This is a genomic window from Escherichia sp. XD33 (assembly GCF_019375075.1).
Taxonomy (GTDB): Bacteria; Pseudomonadota; Gammaproteobacteria; order Enterobacterales; family Enterobacteriaceae; genus Enterobacter; species Enterobacter flexneri_A.
Window position 1 is genome coordinate 71,340 of the sequence record NZ_JAENDM010000019.1, and the last position, 25,238, is coordinate 96,577.

At 52.4% G+C, this 25,238-nt stretch carries 20 protein-coding genes; 15 read left to right on the top strand and 5 right to left on the bottom strand.

From position 1 onward, the window contains the following. The first annotated feature begins 11 nt into the window (after positions 1 to 11). The gene (sseB, locus tag K0778_RS13240) at positions 12 to 788 is read left to right on the top strand and encodes an enhanced serine sensitivity protein SseB (RefSeq protein WP_001295479.1); all 777 of its coding nucleotides are present in this window, start codon (positions 12 to 14) and stop codon (positions 786 to 788) included. Positions 789 to 818: 30 nt separating this feature from the next. Here the strand turns inward: sseB and timP are convergent, their stop codons facing one another. Together timP and sseA are read right to left on the bottom strand one after the other, a co-directional pair. Continuing rightward, on the bottom strand, positions 819 to 944 hold the full coding sequence (gene timP, locus K0778_RS27690; RefSeq protein ID WP_001380605.1) for a small toxic inner membrane protein TimP: 126 nt from the start codon (positions 942 to 944) through the stop codon (positions 819 to 821). Between the two features lie 661 nt (positions 945 to 1,605). Next, a complete protein-coding gene (gene sseA, locus K0778_RS13245; protein ID WP_000108637.1) occupies positions 1,606 to 2,451 on the bottom strand; it encodes a 3-mercaptopyruvate sulfurtransferase in 846 nt (281 codons plus the stop codon). A gap of 206 nt (positions 2,452 to 2,657) precedes the next feature. On the opposite strand from sseA, the gene yfhM reads away from it, so the two are divergent. The 11 genes from yfhM to K0778_RS13300 all read left to right on the top strand — a co-directional run bounded on the left by yfhM (position 2,658) and on the right by K0778_RS13300 (position 19,345). Continuing rightward, positions 2,658 to 7,619, top strand: a complete 4,962-nt coding sequence (yfhM, locus tag K0778_RS13250) for an alpha2-macroglobulin (RefSeq protein ID WP_000736290.1) — start codon at positions 2,658 to 2,660, stop codon at positions 7,617 to 7,619. Continuing rightward, entirely contained in the window at positions 7,620 to 9,932 is a 2,313-nt protein-coding gene (gene pbpC / locus K0778_RS13255) for a peptidoglycan glycosyltransferase PbpC (protein WP_001137675.1), read from the top strand. It begins immediately after the preceding gene. Between the two features lie 148 nt (positions 9,933 to 10,080). Continuing rightward, complete coding sequence (gene ndk, locus K0778_RS13260; protein WP_000963837.1) at positions 10,081 to 10,512, top strand: nucleoside-diphosphate kinase; 432 nt, start codon at positions 10,081 to 10,083, stop codon at positions 10,510 to 10,512. Positions 10,513 to 10,661: 149 nt separating this feature from the next. Then, positions 10,662 to 11,816 carry a bifunctional tRNA (adenosine(37)-C2)-methyltransferase TrmG/ribosomal RNA large subunit methyltransferase RlmN gene (locus tag K0778_RS13265; RefSeq protein ID WP_000003317.1) on the top strand — a complete coding sequence of 385 codons (1,155 nt, stop codon included), beginning with the start codon at positions 10,662 to 10,664 and terminating at the stop codon, positions 11,814 to 11,816. Between the two features lie 284 nt (positions 11,817 to 12,100). After that, on the top strand, positions 12,101 to 13,114 hold the full coding sequence (gene rodZ, locus K0778_RS13270) for a cytoskeleton protein RodZ (protein WP_001090844.1): 1,014 nt from the start codon (positions 12,101 to 12,103) through the stop codon (positions 13,112 to 13,114). Positions 13,115 to 13,140: 26 nt separating this feature from the next. After that, complete coding sequence (ispG, locus tag K0778_RS13275; RefSeq protein ID WP_000551818.1) at positions 13,141 to 14,259, top strand: flavodoxin-dependent (E)-4-hydroxy-3-methylbut-2-enyl-diphosphate synthase; 1,119 nt, start codon at positions 13,141 to 13,143, stop codon at positions 14,257 to 14,259. Positions 14,260 to 14,369: 110 nt separating this feature from the next. Beyond that, positions 14,370 to 15,644: a histidine--tRNA ligase gene (gene hisS, locus K0778_RS13280; RefSeq protein WP_001107167.1), complete on the top strand. Its 1,275-nt coding sequence runs from the start codon at positions 14,370 to 14,372 to the stop codon at positions 15,642 to 15,644. Between the two features lie 17 nt (positions 15,645 to 15,661). Next, positions 15,662 to 16,282 (top strand): ancillary SecYEG translocon subunit YfgM, encoded by a 621-nt coding sequence (yfgM, locus tag K0778_RS13285; RefSeq protein ID WP_001400819.1) that lies wholly within the window; start codon positions 15,662 to 15,664, stop codon positions 16,280 to 16,282. A 10-nt stretch (positions 16,283 to 16,292) separates the two neighbouring features. Beyond that, on the top strand, positions 16,293 to 17,471 hold the full coding sequence (bamB, locus tag K0778_RS13290; RefSeq protein WP_001177048.1) for an outer membrane protein assembly factor BamB: 1,179 nt from the start codon (positions 16,293 to 16,295) through the stop codon (positions 17,469 to 17,471). Positions 17,472 to 17,588: 117 nt separating this feature from the next. Next, entirely contained in the window at positions 17,589 to 19,061 is a 1,473-nt protein-coding gene (gene der, locus K0778_RS13295) for a ribosome biogenesis GTPase Der (RefSeq protein ID WP_000249410.1), read from the top strand. Positions 19,062 to 19,129: 68 nt separating this feature from the next. Beyond that, the gene (locus tag K0778_RS13300; RefSeq protein ID WP_063084670.1) at positions 19,130 to 19,345 is read left to right on the top strand and encodes a zinc ribbon domain-containing protein; all 216 of its coding nucleotides are present in this window, start codon (positions 19,130 to 19,132) and stop codon (positions 19,343 to 19,345) included. Here K0778_RS13300 and xseA read toward each other — a convergent pair. Next, entirely contained in the window at positions 19,342 to 20,712 is a 1,371-nt protein-coding gene (gene xseA / locus K0778_RS13305) for an exodeoxyribonuclease VII large subunit (protein WP_001400815.1), read from the bottom strand. The two genes, K0778_RS13300 and xseA, sit on opposite strands and share 4 nt — an antisense overlap. Before the next feature lie 161 nt (positions 20,713 to 20,873). On the opposite strand from xseA, the gene guaB reads away from it, so the two are divergent. After that, positions 20,874 to 22,340 carry an IMP dehydrogenase gene (gene guaB, locus K0778_RS13310; RefSeq protein ID WP_001299507.1) on the top strand — a complete coding sequence of 489 codons (1,467 nt, stop codon included), beginning with the start codon at positions 20,874 to 20,876 and terminating at the stop codon, positions 22,338 to 22,340. A gap of 68 nt (positions 22,341 to 22,408) precedes the next feature. Continuing rightward, positions 22,409 to 23,986, top strand: a complete 1,578-nt coding sequence (gene guaA, locus K0778_RS13315; protein ID WP_000138282.1) for a glutamine-hydrolyzing GMP synthase — start codon at positions 22,409 to 22,411, stop codon at positions 23,984 to 23,986. 92 nt (positions 23,987 to 24,078) lie between these two features. Here guaA and K0778_RS13320 read toward each other — a convergent pair whose 3' ends face one another. Together K0778_RS13320 and K0778_RS13325 are read right to left on the bottom strand one after the other, a co-directional pair. Then, on the bottom strand, positions 24,079 to 24,618 hold the full coding sequence (locus tag K0778_RS13320; RefSeq protein ID WP_000755173.1) for a DUF5384 family protein: 540 nt from the start codon (positions 24,616 to 24,618) through the stop codon (positions 24,079 to 24,081). Positions 24,619 to 24,633: 15 nt separating this feature from the next. Then, on the bottom strand, positions 24,634 to 25,152 hold the full coding sequence (locus K0778_RS13325) for a glycine zipper 2TM domain-containing protein (protein WP_373467741.1): 519 nt from the start codon (positions 25,150 to 25,152) through the stop codon (positions 24,634 to 24,636). On the opposite strand from K0778_RS13325, the gene K0778_RS13330 reads away from it, so the two are divergent. Then, the coding region (locus K0778_RS13330) for an IS1 family transposase (RefSeq protein WP_047664789.1) at positions 25,072 to 25,238 on the top strand (167 nt) is incomplete at its 3' end. The genes K0778_RS13325 and K0778_RS13330 overlap by 81 nt on opposite strands.

Consider the following 25,238-nt stretch of genomic DNA (forward strand, 5'->3'; position numbering starts at 1 on the left):
TTGTGGTTCTTATGTCCGAAACAAAAAACGAACTTGAAGACCTGCTGGAAAAAGCAGCAACTGAACCGGCGCACCGCCCGGCCTTTTTCCGTACTCTACTGGAATCCACCGTCTGGGTGCCTGGTACGGCGGCGCAGGGCGAGGCTGTGGTTGAAGATAGCGCGCTTGATTTACAGCACTGGGAAAAAGAAGACGGCACCAGCGTCATTCCTTTTTTCACCTCGTTAGAAGCACTTCAACAGGCGGTTGAAGACGAACAGGCATTTGTCGTAATGCCCGTTCGCACGCTGTTTGAGATGACACTTGGCGAAACGCTCTTCCTTAATGCCAAACTGCCAACCGGTAAAGAATTTATGCCGCGTGAAATCAGTTTGTTGATTGGTGAAGAGGGAAATCCGCTGAGCAGCCAGGAAATCCTGGAAGGCGGTGAATCGCTGATATTATCGGAAGTCGCAGAGCCGCCAGCACAAATGATTGATTCACTCACCACCTTATTTAAAACCATTAAGCCGGTGAAGCGTGCTTTTATTTGTTCAATTAAAGAGAACGAAGAGGCACAGCCTAATTTACTTATTGGCATTGAAGCCGATGGTGATATCGAAGAAATTATTCAGGCGACGGGAAGTGTAGCGACCGATACATTACCTGGCGATGAACCAATCGATATTTGTCAGGTGAAAAAAGGGGAAAAAGGAATTAGCCACTTTATTACCGAACATATTGCGCCATTCTATGAACGTCGCTGGGGTGGTTTTTTGCGTGACTTTAAACAGAATCGGATAATCTAAAATATGCCGCCCAAAGGGCGGCATTCGGGCTTACTTGCTGCTCTGAAGGTTGTTAACCACCAGTAAATTGTCGCCGGAGAGACTCCGGTTATTATTTACCTCGGTTAACAGCGCACCAGAAACAATAAGTACGATACAAAAGCACCGTATCTTCATTGTGCGGTCCATGCGAAGACCGCATCACGACAGCACCACTGGCGATATTGCCGCGATAGCAAGCGCTGTGAAACACCTGCATTTACGGCCACGGAACATCCTTTCCTAAAGCCAGCGCCCGTTTGCGAGACGGCGGAAAGGGCCGCAGTGGATAATACACTAACAGAACAATAATAACTCTCTTTTGCTTGACAAAAAGAGAGTTACTGGCGAGTATTGTCTCCGCTGAGACGCGCTTGCATTACTACGGTAATACAACCTGCTGGAAAGGCCGCGAACCGGACCAGCAACAAAAAACCGCCTGATTTTGGCGGTTTTTTGTTTTTTAAAGGAAAGTGAATTTACATGTTTAAGTAATATCTTTTACCGGTTAGAATTTTTAATTTTGAGCAGGATTTGTTTATATTTGTCTGAATTCGGACTAATAAGCCAGGTTATTTTATTACCGAACACGGCGGAAAGGGCCGGTGTCGATAATACGCTAAATAAACAATAATTACTCTCTTTTGCTTGACAAAAAGAGAGTTACTGGTGAGTATTGTTTTGCTGTGAAGCACCTGCGTTGCTCATGTAACACAAGTCAACCTGCTGGAAAGGCCGCGAACCAGACCAGCAATAAAAAACCGCCAAATTCGGCGGTTTTTTATTGCCTGTATAAAGCTTATTTCACTGGCTCAACCGGTAAATCTGCCCGTGCGCCCCATTCACTCCATGCGCCGTCGTACAGTTTCACGTTTGGCACATCCAGCGTCGCGAGTGCCAACAAAACCACGGCTGCCGTTACACCAGAGCCGCAGCTGACGATAATTGGTTTGTCGTAGCTGACGCCGCGACCAAAAAATATCGCATCCAGTTCATCGGTCGTTTTTAGTTCGCCTTCGCGCACCAGTTCCGTCCACGGAACGTTCAATGCACCGGGAATATGTCCGCGACGTAAACCTGGGCGAGGTTCATCAACTTCTGCGTTAAAACGTGCAGCCGGGCGGGCATCAATAACTTGCGCCGTATTTTCATGGCTTGCCAATAATACATCGGTTACTTTCACCACGGCTTCAGGATTAAATGCGGCGTTAAACTCTCCTTCCGGCAGCTCTACTGCACCTTCTTCTAACAGCAGATCATCACGCTGCCAGCCTGCAAGTCCACCCCCCAGAATCGACACTTTCTCTACACCAAAGGTGCGCAGCATCCACCATGCTCGTGGGGCTGAGAAAAGATTACCTTCGTCATAGACAATCAGGTGCTTATCCTGGTTAACGCCTAATTCACGCATCGCCACGGCGAACGTTTCCGGGCGCGGCAGCATGTGCGGAAGCGGGGAAGTGTGATCAGAAAGCGCTTCGATATCAAAAAACACTGCGCCGGGAATATGTCCATTCAGATACTCCTGAGCAACGTTACGATCCTCCTGTCCAGGCGACGCCATGCGGGCATCGATAATCTGAATTTCCGGGTCATCAATATGTTCGGCGAGCCAGTCGGCTCCTACAAACCATGTCGTGGACATAGGCATCTCCATTTTTGCCGGGGTTAGGCTAAATTGTCGGATGTTTAGTGAAAAGCGACAAGCAAAAGAGGCTGATTTGGCTGTCTGAGCCACAATTCTCACTAAAATTCGGATTGTATGGGCGTGATACTGAATTACATAACGTAAATTCTCACGCATAATAATTATTCGACGTTGCTAACGGGCCATTGTGGCAGGGATGAAAAATGAAAAAGTTACGCGTAGCCGCCTGCATGCTAATGCTGGCGCTGGCAGGGTGCGACAACAACGATAACGCGCCAACAGCGGTGAAAAAAGATGCGCCTTCTGAAGTTACTAAAGCGGCCTCTTCAGAAAACGCGAGTTCAGCAAAACTCTCCGTGCCGGAGAGACAAAAACTGGCCCAACAGAGTGCCGGTAAGGTGCTGACATTGCTGGATCTCTCTGAAGTCCAACTTGATGGTGCAGCCACGCTGGTGCTGACGTTCTCCATCCCTCTCGACCCGGATCAGGATTTCTCACGCGTTATTCATGTCGTCGATAAAAAAAGCGGCAAAGTGGATGGTGCCTGGGAGCTGTCAGATAATCTTAAAGAGTTACGTTTACGCCACCTCGAACCGAAACGTGATTTGATCGTTACTATTGGCAAGGAGGTCAAAGCACTCAACAACGCAACCTTCAGTAAAGATTACGAAAAAACTATAACTACCCGCGACATCCAACCCAGCGTCGGTTTTGCCAGCCGTGGTTCGCTGCTGCCTGGCAAAGTCGTTGAAGGGCTGCCGGTAATGGCGCTCAACGTTAATAATGTCGATGTTAACTTCTTCCGCGTTAAGCCAGAATCTCTGCCAGCATTCATTAGCCAATGGGAATACCGCAATTCGCTGGCGAACTGGCAGTCAGACAAACTGCTGCAGATGGCGGATCTGGTCTACACCGGACGGTTTGATCTCAATCCTGCGCGTAACACCCGTGAAAAATTATTGCTGCCGCTGGGCGATATCAAACCGCTTCAGCAGGCGGGCGTGTATCTGGCTGTGATGAATCAGGCTGGACGTTACGATTACAGTAATCCCGCGACGCTGTTTACGTTAAGTGATATCGGCGTTTCAGCTCACCGTTATCACAATCGTCTGGATATCTTTACCCAAAGTCTGGAAAACGGCGCGGCCCAGCAAGGAATTGAAGTCTCTTTATTAAATGAGAAAGGGCAGACTCTGACTCAGGCAACCAGTGACGCTCAGGGGCATGTGCAGCTGGAAAATGATAAAAACGCGGCATTACTGTTGGCGCGTAAAGACGGTCAGACAACGCTACTCGATTTAAAACTTCCGGCGCTGGACTTAGCAGAATTTAACATTGCTGGCGCGCCAGGCTATAGCAAACAGTTTTTCATGTTTGGCCCACGCGATCTTTATCGCCCAGGTGAAACGGTAATCCTCAATGGTTTGCTGCGTGATGCAGACGGTAAAGCGTTGCCCAATCAACCCATCAAGTTAGACGTGATTAAACCCGATGGGCAGGTACTCAGGAGCGTCGTTAGTCAGCCGGAGAATGGCCTCTACCACTTTACCTGGCCACTCGATAGCAATGCGGCAACCGGTATGTGGCATATTCGCGCTAACACGGGCGATAATCAGTATCGGATGTGGGATTTCCACGTCGAAGATTTTATGCCAGAGCGCATGGCGCTGAATCTGACCGGTGAGAAAACCCCGCTAACGCCGAAAGATGAAGTGAAATTCTCCGTGGTGGGGTACTACCTGTATGGTGCACCTGCTAATGGTAATACTTTGCAAGGGCAACTTTTCCTGCGCCCACTGCGTGAAGCTGTGTCAGCCTTACCTGGTTTTGAATTCGGCGATATAGCTGCCGAAAATCTTTCCCGCACGCTGGATGAAGTTCAGTTGACGCTGGATGATAAAGGGCGCGGCGAAGTTTCTACAGAAAGCCAGTGGAAGGAAACGCATTCCCCATTACAGGTTATTTTCCAGGGTAGTTTGCTGGAATCGGGCGGTCGCCCGGTGACGCGCCGCGCTGAGCAGGCTATCTGGCCTGCCGATGCATTGCCGGGGATCCGTCCGCAGTTCGCCTCGAAATCGGTTTACGATTATCGTACTGACAGCACGGTGAAACAGCCCATTGTTGATGAAGGCAGTAACGCCGCTTTTGACATCGTTTATAGCGATGCGCAAGGCGTGAAAAAAGCCGTGTCGGGCTTGCAGGTGCGCCTGATTCGCGAACGCCGCGATTACTACTGGAACTGGTCAGAAGATGAAGGCTGGCAGTCACAGTTTGATCAAAAAGATCTGATCGAAAATGAACAAACTCTGGATCTGAAAGCGGACGAAACCGGCAAGGTCAGTTTTCCGGTAGAGTGGGGTGCTTATCGTCTGGAAGTCAAAGCGCCGAATGAAGCGGTCAGTAGTGTTCGTTTCTGGGCTGGCTATAGCTGGCAGGACAACAGCGACGGGAGCGGTGCCGTGCGACCCGACCGTGTCACGCTGAAACTGGATAAAGCCAGTTATCGCCCTGGCGATACCATTAAGTTGCATATTGCCGCGCCAACGGCGGGTAAAGGTTATGCGATGGTCGAGTCCAGTGAAGGGCCGCTGTGGTGGCAAGAGATTGATGTTCCGGCTCAAGGGCTGGATCTGACGATTCCGGTCGATAAAACCTGGAATCGTCATGATCTTTATTTGAGTACGCTGGTGGTGCGTCCTGGCGATAAATCTCGCTCCGCGACGCCAAAACGCGCGGTTGGGGTGTTGCATCTGCCGCTTGGTGATGAAAACCGTCGCCTCGATCTGGCGCTGGAAACACCAGCAAAAATGCGTCCCAATCAACCATTAACCGTGAAAATTAAAGCCAGCACTAAAAATGGCGAGAAGCCTAAACAGGTGAATGTGCTGGTGTCTGCCGTTGATAGTGGTGTGCTGAATATTACTGACTACGTCACGCCAGATCCGTGGCAGGCGTTCTTTGGTCAGAAACGCTATGGCGCAGACATTTACGATATTTACGGTCAGGTTATTGAAGGTCAGGGGCGTCTGGCAGCTCTGCGTTTCGGTGGCGATGGTGATGAGCTGAAACGTGGTGGTAAACCGCCGGTCAATCACGTCAATATTGTCGCGCAGCAGGCGCTGCCGGTAACGCTCAACGAACAGGGCGAAGGCTCGGTTACACTGCCGATTGGCGATTTTAACGGTGAATTGCGCGTCATGGCGCAAGCCTGGACGGCAGATGATTTCGGTAGCAACGAAAGCAAAGTGATAGTTGCCGCACCGGTGATTGCTGAACTGAACATGCCGCGCTTTATGGCGAGTGGCGATACCTCGCGTCTGACGCTGGATATCACTAATCTTACCGATAAACCGCAAAAACTGAACGTTGCCCTGACCGCCAGTGGTTTGCTTGAACTGGTCAGCGATTCACCCGCAGCCGTTGAATTAGCGCCAGGTGTGCGTACTACGCTGTTTATCCCGGTGCGAGCATTGCCGGGTTATGGCGATGGAGAAATTCAGGCCACCATTAGCGGGTTAGCGTTACCGGGTGAAACCGTTGCCGATCAGCATAAGCAGTGGAAAATCGGCGTCCGTCCGGCGTTCCCGGCACAAACGGTTAATTACGGTACGGCGTTACAGCCTGGTGAGACATGGGCGATTCCGGCGGATGGATTGCAAAACTTCTCGCCTGTTACGCTGGAAGGGCAATTGTTGTTGAGCGGCAAACCACCGCTGAACATCGCACGTTATATCAAAGAGTTAAAAGCGTATCCGTACGGCTGTCTTGAGCAAACCGCCAGCGGCCTGTTTCCGTCACTTTATACCAACGCAGCCCAACTGCAGGCGTTGGGCATCAAAGGCGACAGTGATGAGAAACGCCGTGCATCGGTCGATATCGGCATTTCCCGTTTGCTGCAAATGCAACGTGATAACGGCGGCTTTGCGCTGTGGGATAAAAACGGTGACGAAGAGTACTGGCTGACGGCTTACGTGATGGATTTCCTGGTCCGCGCAGGCGAACAGGGTTACAGCGTGCCGACAGACGCCATTAACCGGGGTAATGAGCGTCTGCTGCGCTATTTACAAGATCCGGGCATGATGTCGATCCCGTACGCGGATAATCTCAAAGCCAGTAAATTCGCCGTACAGTCTTACGCTGCGCTGGTGTTGGCCCGTCAGCAAAAGGCTCCGCTGGGTGCGCTGCGTGAAATCTGGGAGCATCGTGCAGATGCCGCTTCTGGTTTACCGCTGCTGCAACTTGGCGTTGCGCTGAAAACCATGGGTGATGCGACGCGTGGTGAAGAAGCGATTGCGCTGGCGCTGAAAACGCCGCGTAATAGTGATGAGCGGATATGGCTGGGTGATTACGGTAGTTCACTGCGCGACAACGCGTTAATGCTCTCCTTGCTGGAAGAAAATAAACTGCTACCCGATGAGCAGTACACTTTGCTGAACACACTTTCGCAGCAGGCGTTTGGTGAACGCTGGCTATCGACGCAGGAAAGTAACGCGTTGTTCCTGGCTGCCCGTACGATTCAGGATTTACCCGGTAAATGGCAGGCGCAAACCTCTTTCTCAGCTGAGCAGCTGACAGGCGAGAAAGCGCAAAACAGCAATCTGAATAGCGATCAACTTGTCACCTTGCAGGTGAGCAACAGTGGCGATCAGCCGTTATGGTTGCGTATGGATGCCAGCGGTTATCCGCAATCCGCACCTTTACCGGCGAACAATGTGCTGCAAATCGAGCGTCATATTCTTGGTACTGATGGTAAGAGCAAATCGCTGGACTCGTTACGTAGCGGCGATCTGGTGCTGGTGTGGTTGCAGGTAAAAGCCAGTAACAGCGTGCCGGATGCGTTAGTCGTGGATCTGCTGCCTGCGGGTCTGGAACTGGAAAACCAGAATCTGGCGAACGGTAGCGCCAGCCTGGAGCAAAGTGGTGGCGAAGTGCAGAACTTACTGAACCAGATGCAGCAGGCGAGCATTAAGCACATTGAGTTCCGTGACGATCGCTTTGTGGCGGCGGTTGCCGTTGATGAATACCAACCGGTAACGCTGGTGTATCTGGCGCGGGCGGTGACGCCGGGAACGTATCAGGTACCGCAACCGATGGTGGAATCAATGTATGTTCCCCAATGGCGGGCGACCGGCGCGGCTGAAGATCTGCTGATTGTCAGACCGTAAATGCCTCGCTTGTTAACCAAACGCGGCTGCTGGATAACGTTGGCAGCCGCGCCCTTTCTCCTTTTTCTTGCAGCGTGGGGAGCAGATAAACTCTGGCCTCTACCGCTGCATGAAGTCAATCCCGCACGAGTGGTCGTGGCGCAGGATGGTACGCCGCTCTGGCGCTTCGCCGATGCTGACGGCATCTGGCGTTATCCGGTAACAATCGAAGATGTTTCTCCACGTTACCTTGAAGCGCTGATCAATTATGAAGATCGCTGGTTCTGGAAGCATCCGGGGGTGAATCCATTCTCGGTGGCGCGCGCAGCATGGCAAGATCTCACTTCGGGACGGGTTATTTCCGGTGGCAGCACGCTCACTATGCAGGTTGCTCGTCTGCTTGATCCTCACCCCAAAACATTTGGCGGCAAAATTCGCCAGCTCTGGCGCGCGTTGCAACTGGAATGGCATCTGTCTAAGCGTGAAATTCTGACCTTGTATCTTAACCGCGCTCCGTTTGGCGGTACGTTGCAGGGGATCGGTGCGGCAAGTTGGGCTTATCTCGGAAAATCGCCTGCGAATTTAAGCTATTCCGAGGCGGCAATGCTGGCGGTTTTGCCGCAAGCGCCCAGCCGTCTTCGCCCGGATCGTTGGCCGGAGCGTGCCGAAGCCGCGCGTAATAAAGTGCTCGAACGGATGGCCGTGCAAGGTGTGTGGTCCCGTGAGCAGGTAAAAGAGTCAAGGGAAGAACCCATCTGGCTGGCCCCCCGACAAATGCCGCAACTGGCACCGCTGTTTTCGCGCATGATGCTCGGTAAAAGCAAAAGCGACAAAATCACTACTACGTTGGATGCCGGTCTTCAACGACGTCTGGAAGAACTGGCGCAAAACTGGAAAGGGCGGTTGCCACCGCGCAGCTCACTGGCGATGATCGTGGTTGATCATACCGATATGCGTGTTCGCGGCTGGGTGGGATCGGTTGATCTCAACGATGATTCACGCTTTGGTCATGTTGATATGGTCAATTCAATCCGATCGCCAGGATCAGTGCTCAAACCGTTTGTTTATGGTCTGGCGCTGGATGAAGGCTTGATCCACCCGGCATCACTGCTGCAAGACGTCCCCCGGCGCACCGGTGATTATCGACCAGGTAACTTTGATAGCGGTTTTCATGGCCCGATCAGCATGAGCGAGGCGCTGGTGCGCTCGCTGAACTTACCTGCTGTGCAGGTGCTGGAAGCCTATGGACCGAAACGGTTTGCGGCAAAGTTACGCAATGTTGGATTGCCGTTATATTTGCCCAACGGTGCTGCGCCGAATCTTTCACTCATTCTCGGCGGCGCTGGTGCAAAACTGGAAGATATGGCGGCAGCGTATACCGCGTTTGCTCGCCACGGCAAGGCAGGCAAATTGCGCTTACAGCCTGACGATCCGCTGCTTGAACGGCCTTTAATGTCGTCGGGGGCGGCGTGGATCATTCGCCGGATTATGGCTGATGAAGCGCAACCCTTGCCGGATAGTGCCTTGCCGCGCGTCGCCCCACTGGCATGGAAAACGGGCACCAGCTATGGCTATCGTGACGCCTGGGCGATTGGGGTTAACGCTCGCTATGTCATTGGGATCTGGACTGGCAGACCGGACGGCACGCCCGTTGTTGGTCAGTTTGGCTTTGCCAGTGCCGTACCATTGTTGAATCAGGTCAATAATATCTTACTGTCGCGCAGTGCGAATCTGCCGGAAGACCCGCGCCCGAACTCAGTCACTCGTGGCGTTATCTGCTGGCCGGGCGGACAGTCTTTGCCGGAAGGTGACGGTAACTGTCGCCGCCGCCTGGCAACCTGGCTGCTGGACGGGAGTCAGCCGCCAACTCTATTACTGCCGGAGCAGGAAGGCATTAATGGCATTCGTTTCCCCATCTGGCTGGATGAAAATGGCAAACGTGTTGCCGCTGATTGCCCGCAAGCGCGACAAGAAATGATAAATGTCTGGCCGCTACCGCTGGAACCCTGGCTGCCCGCATCAGAACGTCGCGCTGTGCGCTTACCACCGGCCTCGACAAGTTGCCCGCCATACGGTCACGATGCCCAGCTCCCGCTGCAGCTGACAGGCGTTCGCGATGGCGCGATTATTAAACGTTTACCGGGCGCAGCGGAAGCGACTTTGCCGTTGCAATCAAGTGGAGGGGCAGGTGAACGCTGGTGGTTTCTGAATGGCGAACCGTTAACTGAACGCGGGCGCAACGTGACCCTGCATTTGACGGATAAAGGTGATTATCAATTGCTGGTGATGGATGACGTGGGGCAAATCGCGACAGTGAAATTTGTCATGCAATAGTCTGTTTTGTCCCTGATTGTTGCTAAAACTCATTTTATTTTAAAAAAATGTTACCTTCATCAATAGTCAACGGCCCTGTTGCTCATTATAATCCGCGCCATCTCGTACGCTGGTACAGACAACAACAGAACAATTTACAGAGGTAAAAATGGCTATTGAACGTACTTTTTCCATCATCAAACCGAACGCGGTAGCAAAAAACGTCATTGGTAATATCTTTGCGCGCTTTGAAGCTGCAGGGTTCAAAATTGTTGGCACCAAAATGCTGCACCTGACCGTTGAACAGGCACGTGGCTTTTATGCTGAACACGATGGAAAACCGTTCTTTGATGGTCTGGTTGAATTCATGACCTCTGGCCCGATCGTGGTTTCCGTGCTGGAAGGTGAAAACGCCGTTCAGCGTCACCGCGATCTGCTGGGCGCGACCAATCCGGCAAACGCACTGGCTGGTACTCTGCGCGCTGATTACGCTGACAGCCTGACCGAAAACGGTACCCACGGTTCTGATTCCGTCGAATCTGCCGCTCGCGAAATCGCTTATTTCTTTGGCGAAGGCGAAGTGTGCCCGCGCACCCGTTAATAATTTCGTAAATGCCGCGTGCAAACGTGGCATCCGTGCGCCAGAATTTGTACAATGCAGCGCCCCCGGACGAGCAGCCGCTCACCGGGGCGTTTCTTTTTTCAACCCTCCAGGGGCCATAACGTGTAATAACGAGGCCGGAATAGCATATGTCTGAACAATTAGTCACACCTGAAAACGTCACCACGAAAGATGGAAAAATCAACCTGCTGGATCTCAACCGTCAGCAGATGCGGGAGTTTTTTAAAGATTTAGGTGAAAAACCCTTCCGCGCCGATCAGGTGATGAAGTGGATGTATCACTATTGCTGCGACAACTTTGATGAGATGACCGACATCAACAAAGTGTTGCGCGGCAAACTGAAAGAGGTGGCGGAAATCCGCGCACCGGAAGTGGTTGAAGAACAGCGTTCATCTGACGGCACCATTAAATGGGCGATCGCCGTTGGCGATCAGCGCGTCGAAACGGTGTATATCCCGGAAGACGACCGTGCCACGCTCTGCGTCTCTTCGCAGGTGGGGTGTGCGCTGGAGTGTAAATTCTGTTCCACCGCCCAGCAGGGCTTTAACCGCAACCTGCGGGTGTCGGAAATTATCGGCCAGGTGTGGCGTGCGGCGAAAATCGTCGGCGCAGCAAAAGTCACCGGTCAGCGTCCGATCACTAACGTAGTGATGATGGGCATGGGCGAGCCGCTGCTCAACCTGAACAACGTCGTTCCGGCGATGGAAATCATGCTTGATGATTTCGGTTTTGGCCTGTCTAAACGTCGCGTCACGCTTTCCACTTCCGGTGTAGTTCCGGCGCTGGATAAACTGGGCGATATGATCGACGTTGCACTGGCAATTTCCCTGCACGCGCCGAACGACGAAATTCGTGACGAAATTGTGCCGATCAACAAAAAGTACAATATCGAAACGTTCCTTGCTGCGGTGCGCCGTTATCTGGAGAAATCCAACGCCAATCAGGGCCGAGTCACTATTGAATACGTGATGCTTGACCACGTTAACGACGGCACTGAACACGCGCACCAACTGGCGGAACTGCTGAAAGATACGCCGTGTAAGATCAACCTGATCCCGTGGAACCCGTTCCCGGGTGCGCCGTATGGACGCAGCTCGAACAGCCGTATCGACCGTTTCTCAAAAGTGCTGATGAGCTACGGTTTCACCACTATTGTGCGTAAAACTCGTGGTGATGATATCGATGCTGCCTGTGGTCAGTTGGCGGGCGATGTTATCGACCGTACGAAACGTACCCTGCGTAAACGGATGCAGGGTGAAGCCATCGACATTAAAGCGGTCTGATAGCCATTACGCCACGGTTACTTTATGTACCGTGGCGTAATGTTTTATGAATGAAGTATTAAGTTGCAATTGTCTGGTCAATATTAACGGTGCGTTTTTGCTGACTTTAAGGCAGTATGTAACGATGCAACAGTAAGTTAGCCTTAGTGAATGTGGGCTTTGTCACGAGCACACAGACGGTCTTATACTGTATGATAACGGTTAACTTAACGGATGTTTCGCGGTGTGGGTGAGCATGATGGTTCACCGGCATCTCAATTCTCATTTAAACGTACCTGCAGCGAATGAATACTGAAGCCACGCACGACCAAAATGAAGCACTTACTACCGGCGCTCGCCTGCGTAATGCTCGCGAACAACTAGGACTTAGTCAGCAGGCCGTTGCCGAGCGACTTTGCCTGAAGGTTTCCACGGTACGCGACATTGAAGAAGATAAGGCACCCGCCGATCTTGCTTCAACATTCCTGCGCGGATATATCCGCTCTTATGCGCGTCTGGTACATATTCCAGAAGAAGAACTGCTGCCAGGGCTGGAAAAGCAGGCTCCACTACGGGCTGCAAAAGTTGCGCCAATGCAGAGTTTTTCCCTCGGTAAACGCCGCAAAAAACGTGATGGCTGGCTGATGACCTTCACCTGGCTGGTGTTGTTTGTGGTTATCGGCCTGAGCGGTGCCTGGTGGTGGCAAGACCACAAAGCTCAGCAGGAAGAGATCACCACTATGGCCGATCAATCTTCGGCGGAACTGAGCAGTAATAGCGAGCAGGGGCAGAGTGTTCCGTTAAATACGTCGACAACTACAGACCCGGCTACAACGTCCACGCCGCCAGCGTCTGTGGATACTACCGCAACCAACACGCAAACACCTGCCGTAACTGCGCCAGCACCAGCTGTTGATCCGCAACAGAATGCGGTTGTTTCGCCTTCGCAGGCAAATGTTGATACCGCCGCGACCCCGGCACCAACGGCAGCAACAACGCCAGATGGTGCTGCGCCGTTGCCAACCGATCAGGCTGGCGTGACCACGCCGGTGGCTGATCCGAATGCGCTGGTGATGAACTTTACTGCCGATTGCTGGCTGGAGGTCACTGATGCTACCGGTAAAAAATTGTTTAGCGGTATGCAGCGTAAAGACGGTAATTTGAACTTAACCGGCCAGGCACCGTACAAACTGAAAATTGGTGCGCCAGCCGCAGTACAGATCCAGTATCAAGGGAAACCTGTCGATCTGAGTCGTTTTATCAGAACTAACCAGGTTGCGCGTCTGACCCTCAATGCCGAACAATCACCGGCGCAGTAACAGACGGGTAACGCGGGAGATTTTTCATGCATAACCAGGCTCCAATTCAACGTAGAAAATCAACACGTATTTACGTTGGGAATGTGCCGATTGGCGATGGTGCTCCCATCGCCGTACAGTCCATGACCAATACGCGTACGACAGATGTCGAAGCAACGGTCAATCAAATCAAGGCGCTGGAACGCGTTGGCGCTGATATCGTCCGTGTCTCCGTACCGACGATGGACGCGGCAGAAGCGTTCAAACTCATCAAACAGCGGGTTAACGTGCCGCTGGTGGCTGACATCCACTTCGACTATCGCATTGCGCTGAAAGTAGCGGAATACGGCGTCGATTGTCTGCGTATTAACCCTGGCAATATCGGTAATGAAGAGCGTATTCGCATGGTAGTTGACTGTGCGCGCGATAAAAACATTCCGATCCGCATTGGCGTTAACGCCGGATCGCTGGAAAAAGATCTGCAAGAAAAGTATGGCGAACCGACGCCGCAGGCGTTGCTGGAATCCGCCATGCGCCATGTTGATCATCTCGATCGCCTGAACTTCGATCAGTTCAAAGTCAGCGTGAAAGCGTCTGACGTCTTCCTCGCTGTTGAGTCTTATCGTTTGCTGGCAAAACAAATCGATCAGCCGCTGCATCTGGGGATCACCGAAGCGGGTGGCGCGCGCAGCGGGGCAGTAAAATCCGCCATTGGTTTAGGTCTGCTGCTGTCTGAAGGCATCGGCGACACGCTGCGCGTATCACTGGCGGCCGATCCGGTCGAAGAGATCAAAGTCGGTTTCGATATTTTGAAATCGCTGCGTATCCGTTCGCGAGGTATCAACTTCATCGCCTGTCCGACCTGTTCGCGTCAGGAGTTTGATGTTATCGGTACGGTTAACGCGCTGGAGCAACGCCTGGAAGATATCATCACTCCGATGGACGTTTCGATTATCGGCTGCGTGGTGAATGGCCCAGGTGAGGCGCTGGTTTCTACACTCGGCGTCACCGGCGGCAACAAGAAAAGCGGCCTCTATGAAGATGGCGTGCGCAAAGACCGTCTGGACAACAACGATATGATCGACCAGCTGGAAGCACGCATTCGTGCGAAAGCCAGTCAGCTGGACGAAGCGCGTCGAATTGACGTTCAGCAGGTCGAAAAATAATAACGTGATGGGAAGCGCCTCGCTTCCCGTGTATGATTGAACCCGCATGGCTCCCCAAACATTGAGGGAAGCGTTGAGGGTTCATTTTTATATTCAGAAAGAGAATAAACGTGGCAAAAAACATTCAAGCCATTCGCGGCATGAACGATTACCTGCCTGGCGAAACGGCCATCTGGCAGCGCATTGAAGGCACACTGAAAAACGTGCTCGGCAGCTACGGTTACAGTGAAATCCGCTTGCCGATTGTAGAGCAGACCCCGCTATTCAAACGTGCGATTGGTGAAGTCACCGACGTGGTTGAAAAAGAGATGTACACCTTTGAGGATCGCAATGGCGACAGCCTGACTCTGCGCCCTGAAGGGACGGCGGGCTGTGTACGCGCCGGCATCGAGCATGGTCTTCTGTACAATCAGGAACAGCGTCTGTGGTATATCGGGCCGATGTTCCGTCACGAGCGTCCGCAGAAAGGGCGTTATCGTCAGTTCCATCAGTTGGGCTGCGAAGTTTTCGGTCTGCAAGGTCCGGATATCGACGCTGAACTGATTATGCTCACCGCCCGCTGGTGGCGCGCGCTGGGTATTTCCGAACACGTAACTCTTGAGCTGAATTCTATCGGTTCGCTGGAAGCACGCGCCAATTACCGCGATGCGCTGGTGGCATTCCTTGAGCAGCATAAAGAAAAGCTGGACGAAGACTGCAAACGCCGCATGTACACTAACCCGCTGCGCGTGCTGGATTCAAAAAATCCGGAAGTGCAGGCGCTTCTCAACGACGCTCCGGCATTAGGTGATTATCTGGACGAGGAATCTCGTGAGCACTTTGCTGGTCTGTGCAAACTGCTTGAGAGCGCGGGGATCGCTTACACCGTAAACCAGCGTCTGGTGCGTGGTCTGGATTACTACAACCGTACCGTTTTCGAGTGGGTGACTAACAGTCTCGGCTCCCAGGGCACCGTGTGTGCAGGCGGTCGTTATGACGGTCTTGTGGAACAACTGGGCGGTCGTGCAACACCGGCTGTCGGTTTTGCGATGGGCCTCGAACGTCTTGTATTGTTAGTACAGGCCGTTAATCCGGAATTTAAAGCCGATCCTGTTGTCGATATATACCTGGTGGCTTCAGGTGCTGATACACAATCTGCGGCTATGGCATTAGCTGAGCGTCTGCGTGATGAATTACCGGGCGTGAAATTGATGACCAACCACGGCGGCGGCAACTTTAAGAAACAGTTTGCCCGTGCTGATAAATGGGGTGCCCGCGTTGCTGTGGTGCTGGGTGAGTCTGAAGTGGCTAACGGCACAGCAGTAGTGAAGGATTTGCGCTCTGGTGAGCAAACGGCAGTTGCGCAGGATAGCGTAGCCGCGCATTTGCGCACGTTACTGGGTTAAGGAAGGAGAAGGACAGCGTGGAAATTTACGAGAACGAAAACGACCAGGTAGAAGCGGTTAAACGCTTTTTTGCTGAAAATGGCAAAGCACTGGCTGTTGGGGTGATTTTGGGCGTTGGCGCACTGATTGGCTGGCGCTACTGGAACAGCCATCAGGTTGATTCTGCACGCTCCGCTTCTCTTGCCTATCAAAATGCGATTACCGCAGTGAGCGAAGGCAAACCGGATAGCATCCCGGCGGCGGAAAAATTTGCTGCTGAAAATAAAAATACTTATGGTGCGCTGGCTTCTTTGGAACTTGCGCAGCAATTTGTTGACAAAAATGAACTAGAGAAAGCTGCCGCCCAGTTACAACAGGGGCTGGCAGACACGAGCGATGAAAATCTCAAAGCCGTGATAAATCTGCGTCTTGCTCGCGTTCAGGTACAGCTCAAGCAGGCTGATGCCGCGCTGAAAACCCTTGATAGCATCAAAGGTGAAGGGTGGGCTGCCATTGTTGCCGACCTGCGTGGTGAAGCATTGCTGAGCAAAGGTGATAAGCAAGGTGCGCGTAGTGCATGGGAAGCAGGCGTGAAAAGCGATGTTACTCCGGCACTGAGCGAAATGATGCAGATGAAAATTAATAATTTGTCCATCTGAGAGGGACCCGATGCAATTGCGTAAATTACTGCTGCCAGGACTGCTTTCCGTTACCCTTTTAAGCGGCTGTTCGCTGTTTAACAGCGAAGAAGATGTGGTAAAGATGTCCCCATTGCCAACCGTTGAAAACCAGTTTACGCCGACCACGGCGTGGAGCACTTCCGTTGGTAGCGGCATTGGCAACTTCTATTCCAATCTTCATCCGGCACTGGCGGACAACGTTGTCTATGCAGCGGACCGCGCTGGTTTGGTAAAAGCGCTGAATGCGGATGATGGCAAAGAAATCTGGTCTGTCAGCCTGGCCGAGAAAGATGGCTGGTTCTCTAAAGAGCCTGCATTACTTTCTGGCGGTGTGACCGTGTCTGGTGGGCATGTCTACATTGGCAGCGAAAAGGCGCAGGTTTACGCGCTGAATACCAGCGATGGTACTGTGGCATGGCAAACTAAAGTCGCGGGTGAAGCACTTTCGCGCCCGGTGGTCAGCGACGGTCTGGTGTTAATCCACACCAGTAACGGTCAGTTACAAGCGCTGAACGAAGCTGACGGCGCTGTCAAATGGACAGTTAACCTCGATATGCCTTCGCTCTCTTTGCGTGGCGAGTCTGCGCCGGCAACGGCTTTTGGTGCGGCCGTCGTGGGTGGCGATAATGGTCGCGTCAGCGCAGTGCTGATGGAACAGGGCCAGATGATTTGGCAGCAGCGTATTTCCCAGGCGACCGGTTCTACCGAAATTGACCGTCTGAGCGATGTTGACACGACTCCAGTCGTTGTTAACGGCGTTGTTTTCGCGCTGGCCTATAATGGTAACCTGACGGCGCTTGATCTGCGCAGTGGTCAGATTATGTGGAAACGCGAACTGGGTTCGGTGAATGATTTCATCGTCGACGGCAATCGCATCTATCTGGTCGATCAAAATGACAGGGTGATGGCGTTGACCATTGATGGCGGCGTTACGCTGTGGACACAAAGCGATCTGCTGCATCGCCTGCTGACTTCTCCGGTGCTGTATAATGGCAACCTGGTGGTAGGTGACAGTGAAGGTTATTTGCACTGGATTAACGTCGAAGATGGTCGTTTCGTTGCCCAGCAAAAAGTTGATAGTTCCGGTTTCCAGACTGAACCGGTTGCCGCTGACGGCAAACTGCTGATCCAGGCAAAAGACGGAACCGTGTACTCTATTACACGTTAATCGTCTCTGTCGTTCACTTTGAAAACGGCTCCTGGACAGGGGCCGTTTTCCTGTTTTTAACAACGACGCGAATATAGCGTGCGTTGTCTGATGATTTATAAAAATGAGGCTTTAAACATGGTACCTGTGGTCGCGCTTGTCGGGCGCCCTAACGTAGGAAAATCCACGTTATTTAACCGTCTAACTCGCACCCGAGATGCGCTGGTTGCGGATTTCCCGGGTCTGACTCGTGACCGTAAGTACGGTCGTGCGGAAATTGAAGGCCGTGAGTTTATCTGTATTGATACCGGCGGGATTGATGGCACAGAAGACGGTGTAGAAACCCGCATGGCGGAACAGTCGCTGCTGGCGATTGAAGAAGCGGACGTCGTACTGTTTATGGTGGATGCGCGCGCGGGCCTGATGCCGGCAGATGAAGCGATTGCCAAACATCTGCGCTCCCGTGAAAAACCGACCTTCCTGGTGGCAAACAAAACTGACGGTCTGGATCCCGATCAGGCAGTGGTTGATTTCTACTCGCTTGGTTTAGGTGAAATCTACCCGATCGCCGCGTCTCACGGTCGTGGCGTATTAAGTCTGCTGGAGCATGTGCTGCTGCCGTGGATGGAAGATCTCGCACCGCAAGAGGAAGTCGACGAAGACGCTGAATACTGGGCGCAATTTGAAGCGGAAGAGAACGGCGAAGAAGAAGAGGAAGACGACTTCGACCCGCAAAGTCTGCCGATCAAACTGGCGATTGTGGGTCGTCCGAACGTAGGTAAGTCTACACTCACTAACCGTATTCTTGGTGAAGAGCGCGTTGTTGTTTACGACATGCCTGGCACGACGCGTGACAGCATCTACATCCCAATGGAACGCGATGGACGTGAGTATGTGCTCATTGACACCGCTGGCGTACGTAAACGCGGCAAAATCACCGATGCTGTAGAGAAATTCTCCGTAATCAAAACGTTGCAGGCCATTGAAGACGCCAACGTGGTGATGTTAGTGATTGATGCGCGCGAAGGTATTTCCGATCAGGATCTCTCGCTGCTGGGCTTTATTCTCAATAGTGGGCGCTCACTTGTCATTGTGGTGAATAAGTGGGATGGCCTGAGCCAGGAAGTGAAAGAGCAGGTGAAAGAAACGCTGGACTTCCGTCTGGGCTTTATCGATTTTGCTCGTGTGCACTTTATCTCTGCCTTGCACGGCAGTGGTGTTGGTAACTTGTTTGAATCAGTACGTGAAGCGTATGACAGCTCCACCCGTCGTGTGGGGACCTCTATGCTGACGCGCATCATGACGATGGCTGTTGAAGATCACCAACCGCCGCTGGTACGCGGTCGTCGTGTGAAGCTGAAATATGCCCACGCTGGTGGTTATAACCCGCCGATTGTGGTGATTCACGGTAATCAGGTGAAAGACCTGCCTGATTCCTACAAGCGCTACTTGATGAACTACTTCCGCAAATCGCTGGACGTAATGGGATCGCCGATTCGTATTCAGTTCAAAGAAGGGGAAAACCCGTATGCGAACAAGCGTAACACCCTGACGCCAACCCAGATGCGTAAACGTAAGCGTCTGATGAAGCACATCAAGAAAAATAAATAATTATCCGTAAGTATTTTATCTGCCATTCCCTCTATGAATGTAGAGGGATGGCTACCGGAGGAATTCATATGGAACTGCATTGTCCACAATGTCAGCATGTGCTTGATCAGGATAACGGCCATGCGCGTTGCCCATCCTGCGGGGAAGTTATTGAAATGAAAGCTCTTTGTCCAGACTGCCATCAACCGTTGCAGGTGTTAAAAGCCTGCGGTGCAGTAGATTACTTCTGTCAGCACGGGCATGGCTTGATATCGAAAAAACGCGTTGAATTCGTGCTGGATTAATGAACCTTTTTACGCGATTTTTTTACCGGCTGGATGTTTTTTACTTCACTTTCTATCCAGCCGTCTTCCAGACGTGTGGTTAGCATTTCACCCGCTTTAACTTGCTTCACTTTTTTCAGTACATTGCCGTCAGTAGCAGTAGTAACGCTGTATCCACGCGCCAGCGTTGACAGTGGGCTTACGGCTTCGAGGTGCGTTACTGCATTACCGAAACGTTCACGCGTGGCGCTAAGCTGTGCGCGCAGGGTTTCTGCTAAACGATATTCCAGTTGCTGAATGCGCGTTTGCGCGCGATGAATCTTCGGCTGTGGATTTTGCTGATTCAGCCGCTGTGTTAACCGCTGCTGCTGTTGCCCGGTACGCTTAAGTTGATTTTCCAGCGCAAAGCTCATCCGCTTTTGCAGGCGCTCAAGCATGGTTTGCTGGCGTGCCAGCCGGAGCTGCGGATGCTGTTGCTGTAATCGGTGATGGATCTGCGTAAAGCGACGCGTGCGGTTGGCGAGATAATAATCCATCGCCATCTCCAGCCGTTGACGGGTCGATTGCACCTGGCGCAGTAACTCTTGCTGATTACGGCTCACTACTTCAGCGGCGGCAGACGGCGTTGGCGCACGCAGATCGGCAACAAAATCGGCAATGGTCACATCCGTCTCATGCCCGACGGCGCTGACGACCGGAATGCGGCTGGCAAAAATCGCCCGCGCTACGCGTTCGTCGTTAAAACTCCATAAATCTTCCAGCGAACCGCCGCCGCGCCCAACGATCAACACGTCGCACTCATTGCGCTGATTCGCCAGTTCAATGGCGCGAACAATTTGCCCCGGTGCGTCATCGCCCTGAACGGCGGTGGGGTAGATGATCACCGGTAGAGAAGGATCGCGACGTTTTAACACATGCAAAATATCATGTAGCGCAGCACCGGTTTTTGAGGTGATCACACCAACGCAATGCGCAGGGGAGGGAAGTGGTTTTTTGTATTGCTGATCGAACAAACCTTCAGCCTGCAACTTCGCTTTGAGCTGTTCGTACTTCTGTTGTAGCAGCCCTTCACCGGCCGGCTGCATACTCTCAACGATTATCTGGTAGTCGCCGCGCGGCTCGTAGAGCGTAATATTGGCGCGAACTAAAACTTGTTGCCCATGCTGTGGACGGAAGGTCACCCGGCGGTTGCTGTTGCGGAACATCGCGCAGCGTACCTGGGCGGTGTCGTCTTTGAGTGTAAAGTACCAGTGACCGGAAGCGGGTTGTGTGAAATTAGAGATTTCGCCGCTGATCCAAACCTGTCCCATCTCATGCTCAAGCAGCAGACGAACCGTTTGATTCAGGCGACTAACGGTAAAAATTGCAGGGAATTGAGAAGGTAACATGTGAGCGAGATCAAATTCTAAATCAGCAGGTTATTCAGTCGATAGTAACCCGCCCTCCGGGGATAGCAAGCATTTTTTGCAAAAAGGGGTAGATGCAATCGGTTACGCTCTGTATAATGCCGCGGCAATATTTATTAACCACTCTGGTCGAGATATTGCCCATGCTACGTATCGCTAAAGAAGCTCTGACGTTTGACGACGTTCTCCTCGTTCCTGCTCATTCTACCGTTCTGCCGAATACTGCTGACCTCAGCACCCAGCTAACGAAAACTATTCGTCTGAATATCCCTATGCTTTCCGCAGCAATGGATACCGTAACGGAAGCGCGCCTGGCTATTGCTCTGGCTCAGGAAGGCGGTATCGGCTTTATCCACAAAAACATGTCCATTGAACGCCAGGCAGAAGAAGTTCGCCGTGTGAAAAAACACGAATCTGGTGTGGTGACTGATCCGCAGACTGTTCTGCCAACCACGACGCTGCGCGAAGTGAAAGAACTGACCGAGCGTAACGGTTTTGCGGGCTATCCGGTCGTTACCGAAGAAAACGAACTGGTGGGTATTATCACCGGTCGTGACGTGCGTTTTGTTACCGACCTGAACCAGCCGGTTAGCGTTTACATGACGCCGAAAGAGCGTCTGGTCACCGTGCGTGAAGGTGAAGCCCGTGAAGTGGTGCTGGCAAAAATGCACGAAAAACGCGTTGAAAAAGCGCTGGTGGTTGATGACGAATTCCACCTGATCGGCATGATCACCGTGAAAGATTTCCAGAAAGCGGAACGTAAACCGAACGCCTGTAAAGACGAGCAAGGCCGTCTGCGTGTTGGTGCAGCGGTTGGCGCAGGTGCGGGTAACGAAGAGCGTGTTGATGCGCTGGTTGCCGCAGGTGTTGATGTTCTGCTGATCGACTCCTCTCACGGTCACTCTGAAGGCGTTTTGCAGCGTATCCGTGAAACCCGTGCTAAATATCCTGATCTGCAAATCATCGGCGGCAACGTGGCAACAGCTGCAGGTGCACGCGCTCTGGCAGAAGCTGGTTGCAGCGCGGTTAAAGTCGGTATCGGCCCTGGCTCTATCTGTACGACTCGTATCGTGACTGGCGTAGGTGTTCCGCAGATCACTGCCGTTGCTGACGCAGTTGAAGCGCTGGAAGGCACAGGTATTCCGGTTATCGCAGATGGTGGTATTCGCTTCTCCGGCGACATCGCCAAAGCTATCGCCGCTGGCGCAAGCGCGGTAATGGTGGGTTCCATGCTGGCGGGTACTGAAGAATCTCCGGGTGAAATCGAACTCTACCAGGGCCGTTCTTACAAATCTTACCGTGGTATGGGTTCCCTGGGCGCGATGTCCAAAGGTTCCTCTGACCGTTACTTCCAGAGTGACAACGCTGCCGACAAACTGGTGCCGGAAGGTATCGAAGGTCGCGTAGCCTATAAAGGTCGCCTGAAAGAGATCATTCACCAGCAGATGGGCGGCCTGCGCTCCTGTATGGGCCTGACCGGCTGTGGTACTATCGACGAACTGCGTACTAAAGCGGAGTTTGTACGTATCAGCGGTGCGGGCATTCAGGAAAGCCACGTTCACGACGTGACCATTACTAAAGAGTCCCCGAACTACCGTCTGGGCTCCTGATTCTCTTCGCCCGACTTCATGTCGGGCGATTTATATTATCTGTTTCACTTGCCTCGGAATAAGCGTCAATGACGGAAAACATTCATAAGCATCGCATCCTCATTCTGGACTTCGGTTCCCAGTATACTCAACTGGTTGCGCGCCGCGTGCGTGAGCTGGGCGTTTACTGCGAACTGTGGGCGTGGGATGTGACAGAAGCACAAATTCGTGACTTCAATCCAAGCGGCATTATTCTTTCCGGCGGCCCGGAAAGTACTACTGAAGAAAACAGTCCGCGTGCGCCGCAGTATGTCTTTGAAGCAGGCGTACCGGTATTCGGCGTTTGCTATGGTATGCAGACCATGGCGATGCAGTTGGGCGGTCACGTTGAAGCCTCTAACGAACGTGAATTTGGCTACGCGCAGGTTGAAGTCGTAAACGACAGCGCACTGGTTCGCGGTATCGAAGATGCGCTGACCGCAGACGGTAAACCGCTGCTCGATGTCTGGATGAGCCACGGCGATAAAGTTACCGCTATCCCGTCCGACTTCGTCACCGTAGCCAGCACCGAAAGCTGCCCGTTTGCCATTATGGCTAACGAAGAAAAACGCTTCTATGGCGTACAGTTCCACCCGGAAGTGACTCACACCCGCCAGGGTATGCGCATGCTGGAGCGTTTTGTGCGTGATATCTGCCAGTGTGAAGCCCTGTGGACGCCAGCGAAAATTATCGACGATGCTGTAGCTCGCATCCGCGAGCAGGTAGGCGACGATAAAGTCATCCTCGGCCTCTCTGGTGGTGTGGATTCCTCCGTAACCGCAATGCTGCTGCACCGCGCTATCGGTAAAAACCTGACTTGCGTATTCGTCGACAACGGCCTGCTGCGCCTCAACGAAGCAGAGCAGGTTCTGGATATGTTTGGCGATCACTTTGGTCTTAACATTGTTCACGTACCGGCAGAAGATCGCTTCCTGTCAGCGCTGGCTGGCGAAAACGATCCGGAAGCAAAACGTAAAATCATCGGTCGCGTTTTCGTTGAAGTATTCGATGAAGAAGCGCTGAAACTGGAAGACGTGAAGTGGCTGGCGCAGGGCACCATCTACCCTGACGTTATCGAATCTGCGGCGTCTGCAACCGGTAAAGCACACGTCATCAAATCTCACCACAACGTGGGCGGCCTGCCGAAAGAGATGAAGATGGGCCTGGTTGAACCGCTGAAAGAGCTGTTCAAAGACGAAGTGCGTAAGATTGGTCTGGAGCTGGGCCTGCCGTACGACATGCTGTACCGTCACCCGTTCCCGGGACCAGGCCTTGGCGTTCGTGTTCTGGGTGAAGTGAAGAAAGAGTACTGTGACCTGCTGCGCCGTGCTGACGCCATCTTCATTGAAGAACTGCGTAAAGCGGACCTGTACGACAAAGTCAGCCAGGCGTTCACTGTGTTCCTGCCGGTACGTTCCGTTGGCGTAATGGGCGATGGTCGTAAGTATGACTGGGTTGTCTCTCTGCGTGCTGTCGAAACCATCGACTTTATGACCGCACACTGGGCGCATCTGCCGTACGATTTCCTCGGTCGCGTTTCCAACCGCATTATCAATGAAGTGAACGGTATTTCCCGCGTGGTGTATGACATCAGCGGCAAGCCGCCAGCTACCATTGAGTGGGAATGATTTGACCCTGCACTATGAATGAACAAAACCCTCTGTTACTACAGAGGGTTTTTTATCTTCAAGAATTATAGGATTGAAGTTACTAACATCGATTAATTAAACCAGCTGTCCGATTTGTTCTCTTCTGCTTTGCCCACGCTTTTCATCAGATCGCGACCGCCTTCAGTCATATTTCTGTTGGCGTCAGCTTCAGATTGCACCACATCGGTTTGCGCAGCTTTGTGCTTCAGTTCCTGATCGATAAATTCGTTTTCTCGCTTAACGCGGGCTTCTTCTTTCGCCAGCGCCAGTTTTTGTTTCTGAATCTCTAAGCTGCGTAGCTCATCTTCATAACTTTGATCGCGTTTTTTGTCCGCAGAGGCTTCGGCGTCCAGTTTATCCTGACGAGCTTTCTTATTTGCCGCTGCCGTTGCCGCTCTTTTGTTAGCGGCGGCCTGGGCATTTGCGCGACGTTGCTTCTCTTGCTGGATTTCCCTGTTGCGCTCCGCGACCCATTCGTCATGCTGCCTTTGCTCTTCATTTTTACCTTGCTGTTCCGCTTCTGCGACAGCAGAGAGTTGATCCTGCAATGATGAGGCGATAGCCGGATAGCTTAAGGAGGCTAAGATGGCGCAAAGAAAAACTTTCTTCATGACTCCTCCTGATTATTAGCTCTTTTCAGGACATTTGGTATTTGGCTGAATACGCGTTTCGTTATACGTCGTGGTAATAACAACGGCTAAACCTGTCGTAAACTGGCACTCTTTACCCACCTGGGTAGAGGTATACACTTTGGTGCCTTCCTTATAGGTTAAAGAAACACCTTCCACTAAGGTTTTATCATTCACCATAGAACCCGCTGCCGCGCCTACAGCTCCGCCGCCAACTGCACCTGCCGTCGTTCCGGAATTGCTGCCAGACCCGACGTTGTGGCCGATAACACCGCCAGCGACTGCGCCAATAAGCGCGCCGAAGGCTTGTGCGTTCCGTTTATTTTGGGAGTTGTCTACGGCAACTTTTGCGGGAAGAATGGAAATAATATTAACGGTTTGGTAATGCTGCCAACTTACTGATTTAGTGTATGATGGTGATTTTAAGGTGCTTGCGTGGCTTCCATTTCCATCAGATGTCCTTCCTGCTCCGCTACTGAAGGCGTGGTGCGTAACGGCAAAAGCACTGCCGGACATCAGCGCTATCTCTGCTCTCATTGCCGTAAAACATGGCAACTACAGTTCACTTACACCGCCTCTCAGCCCGGTACGCACCAGAAAAT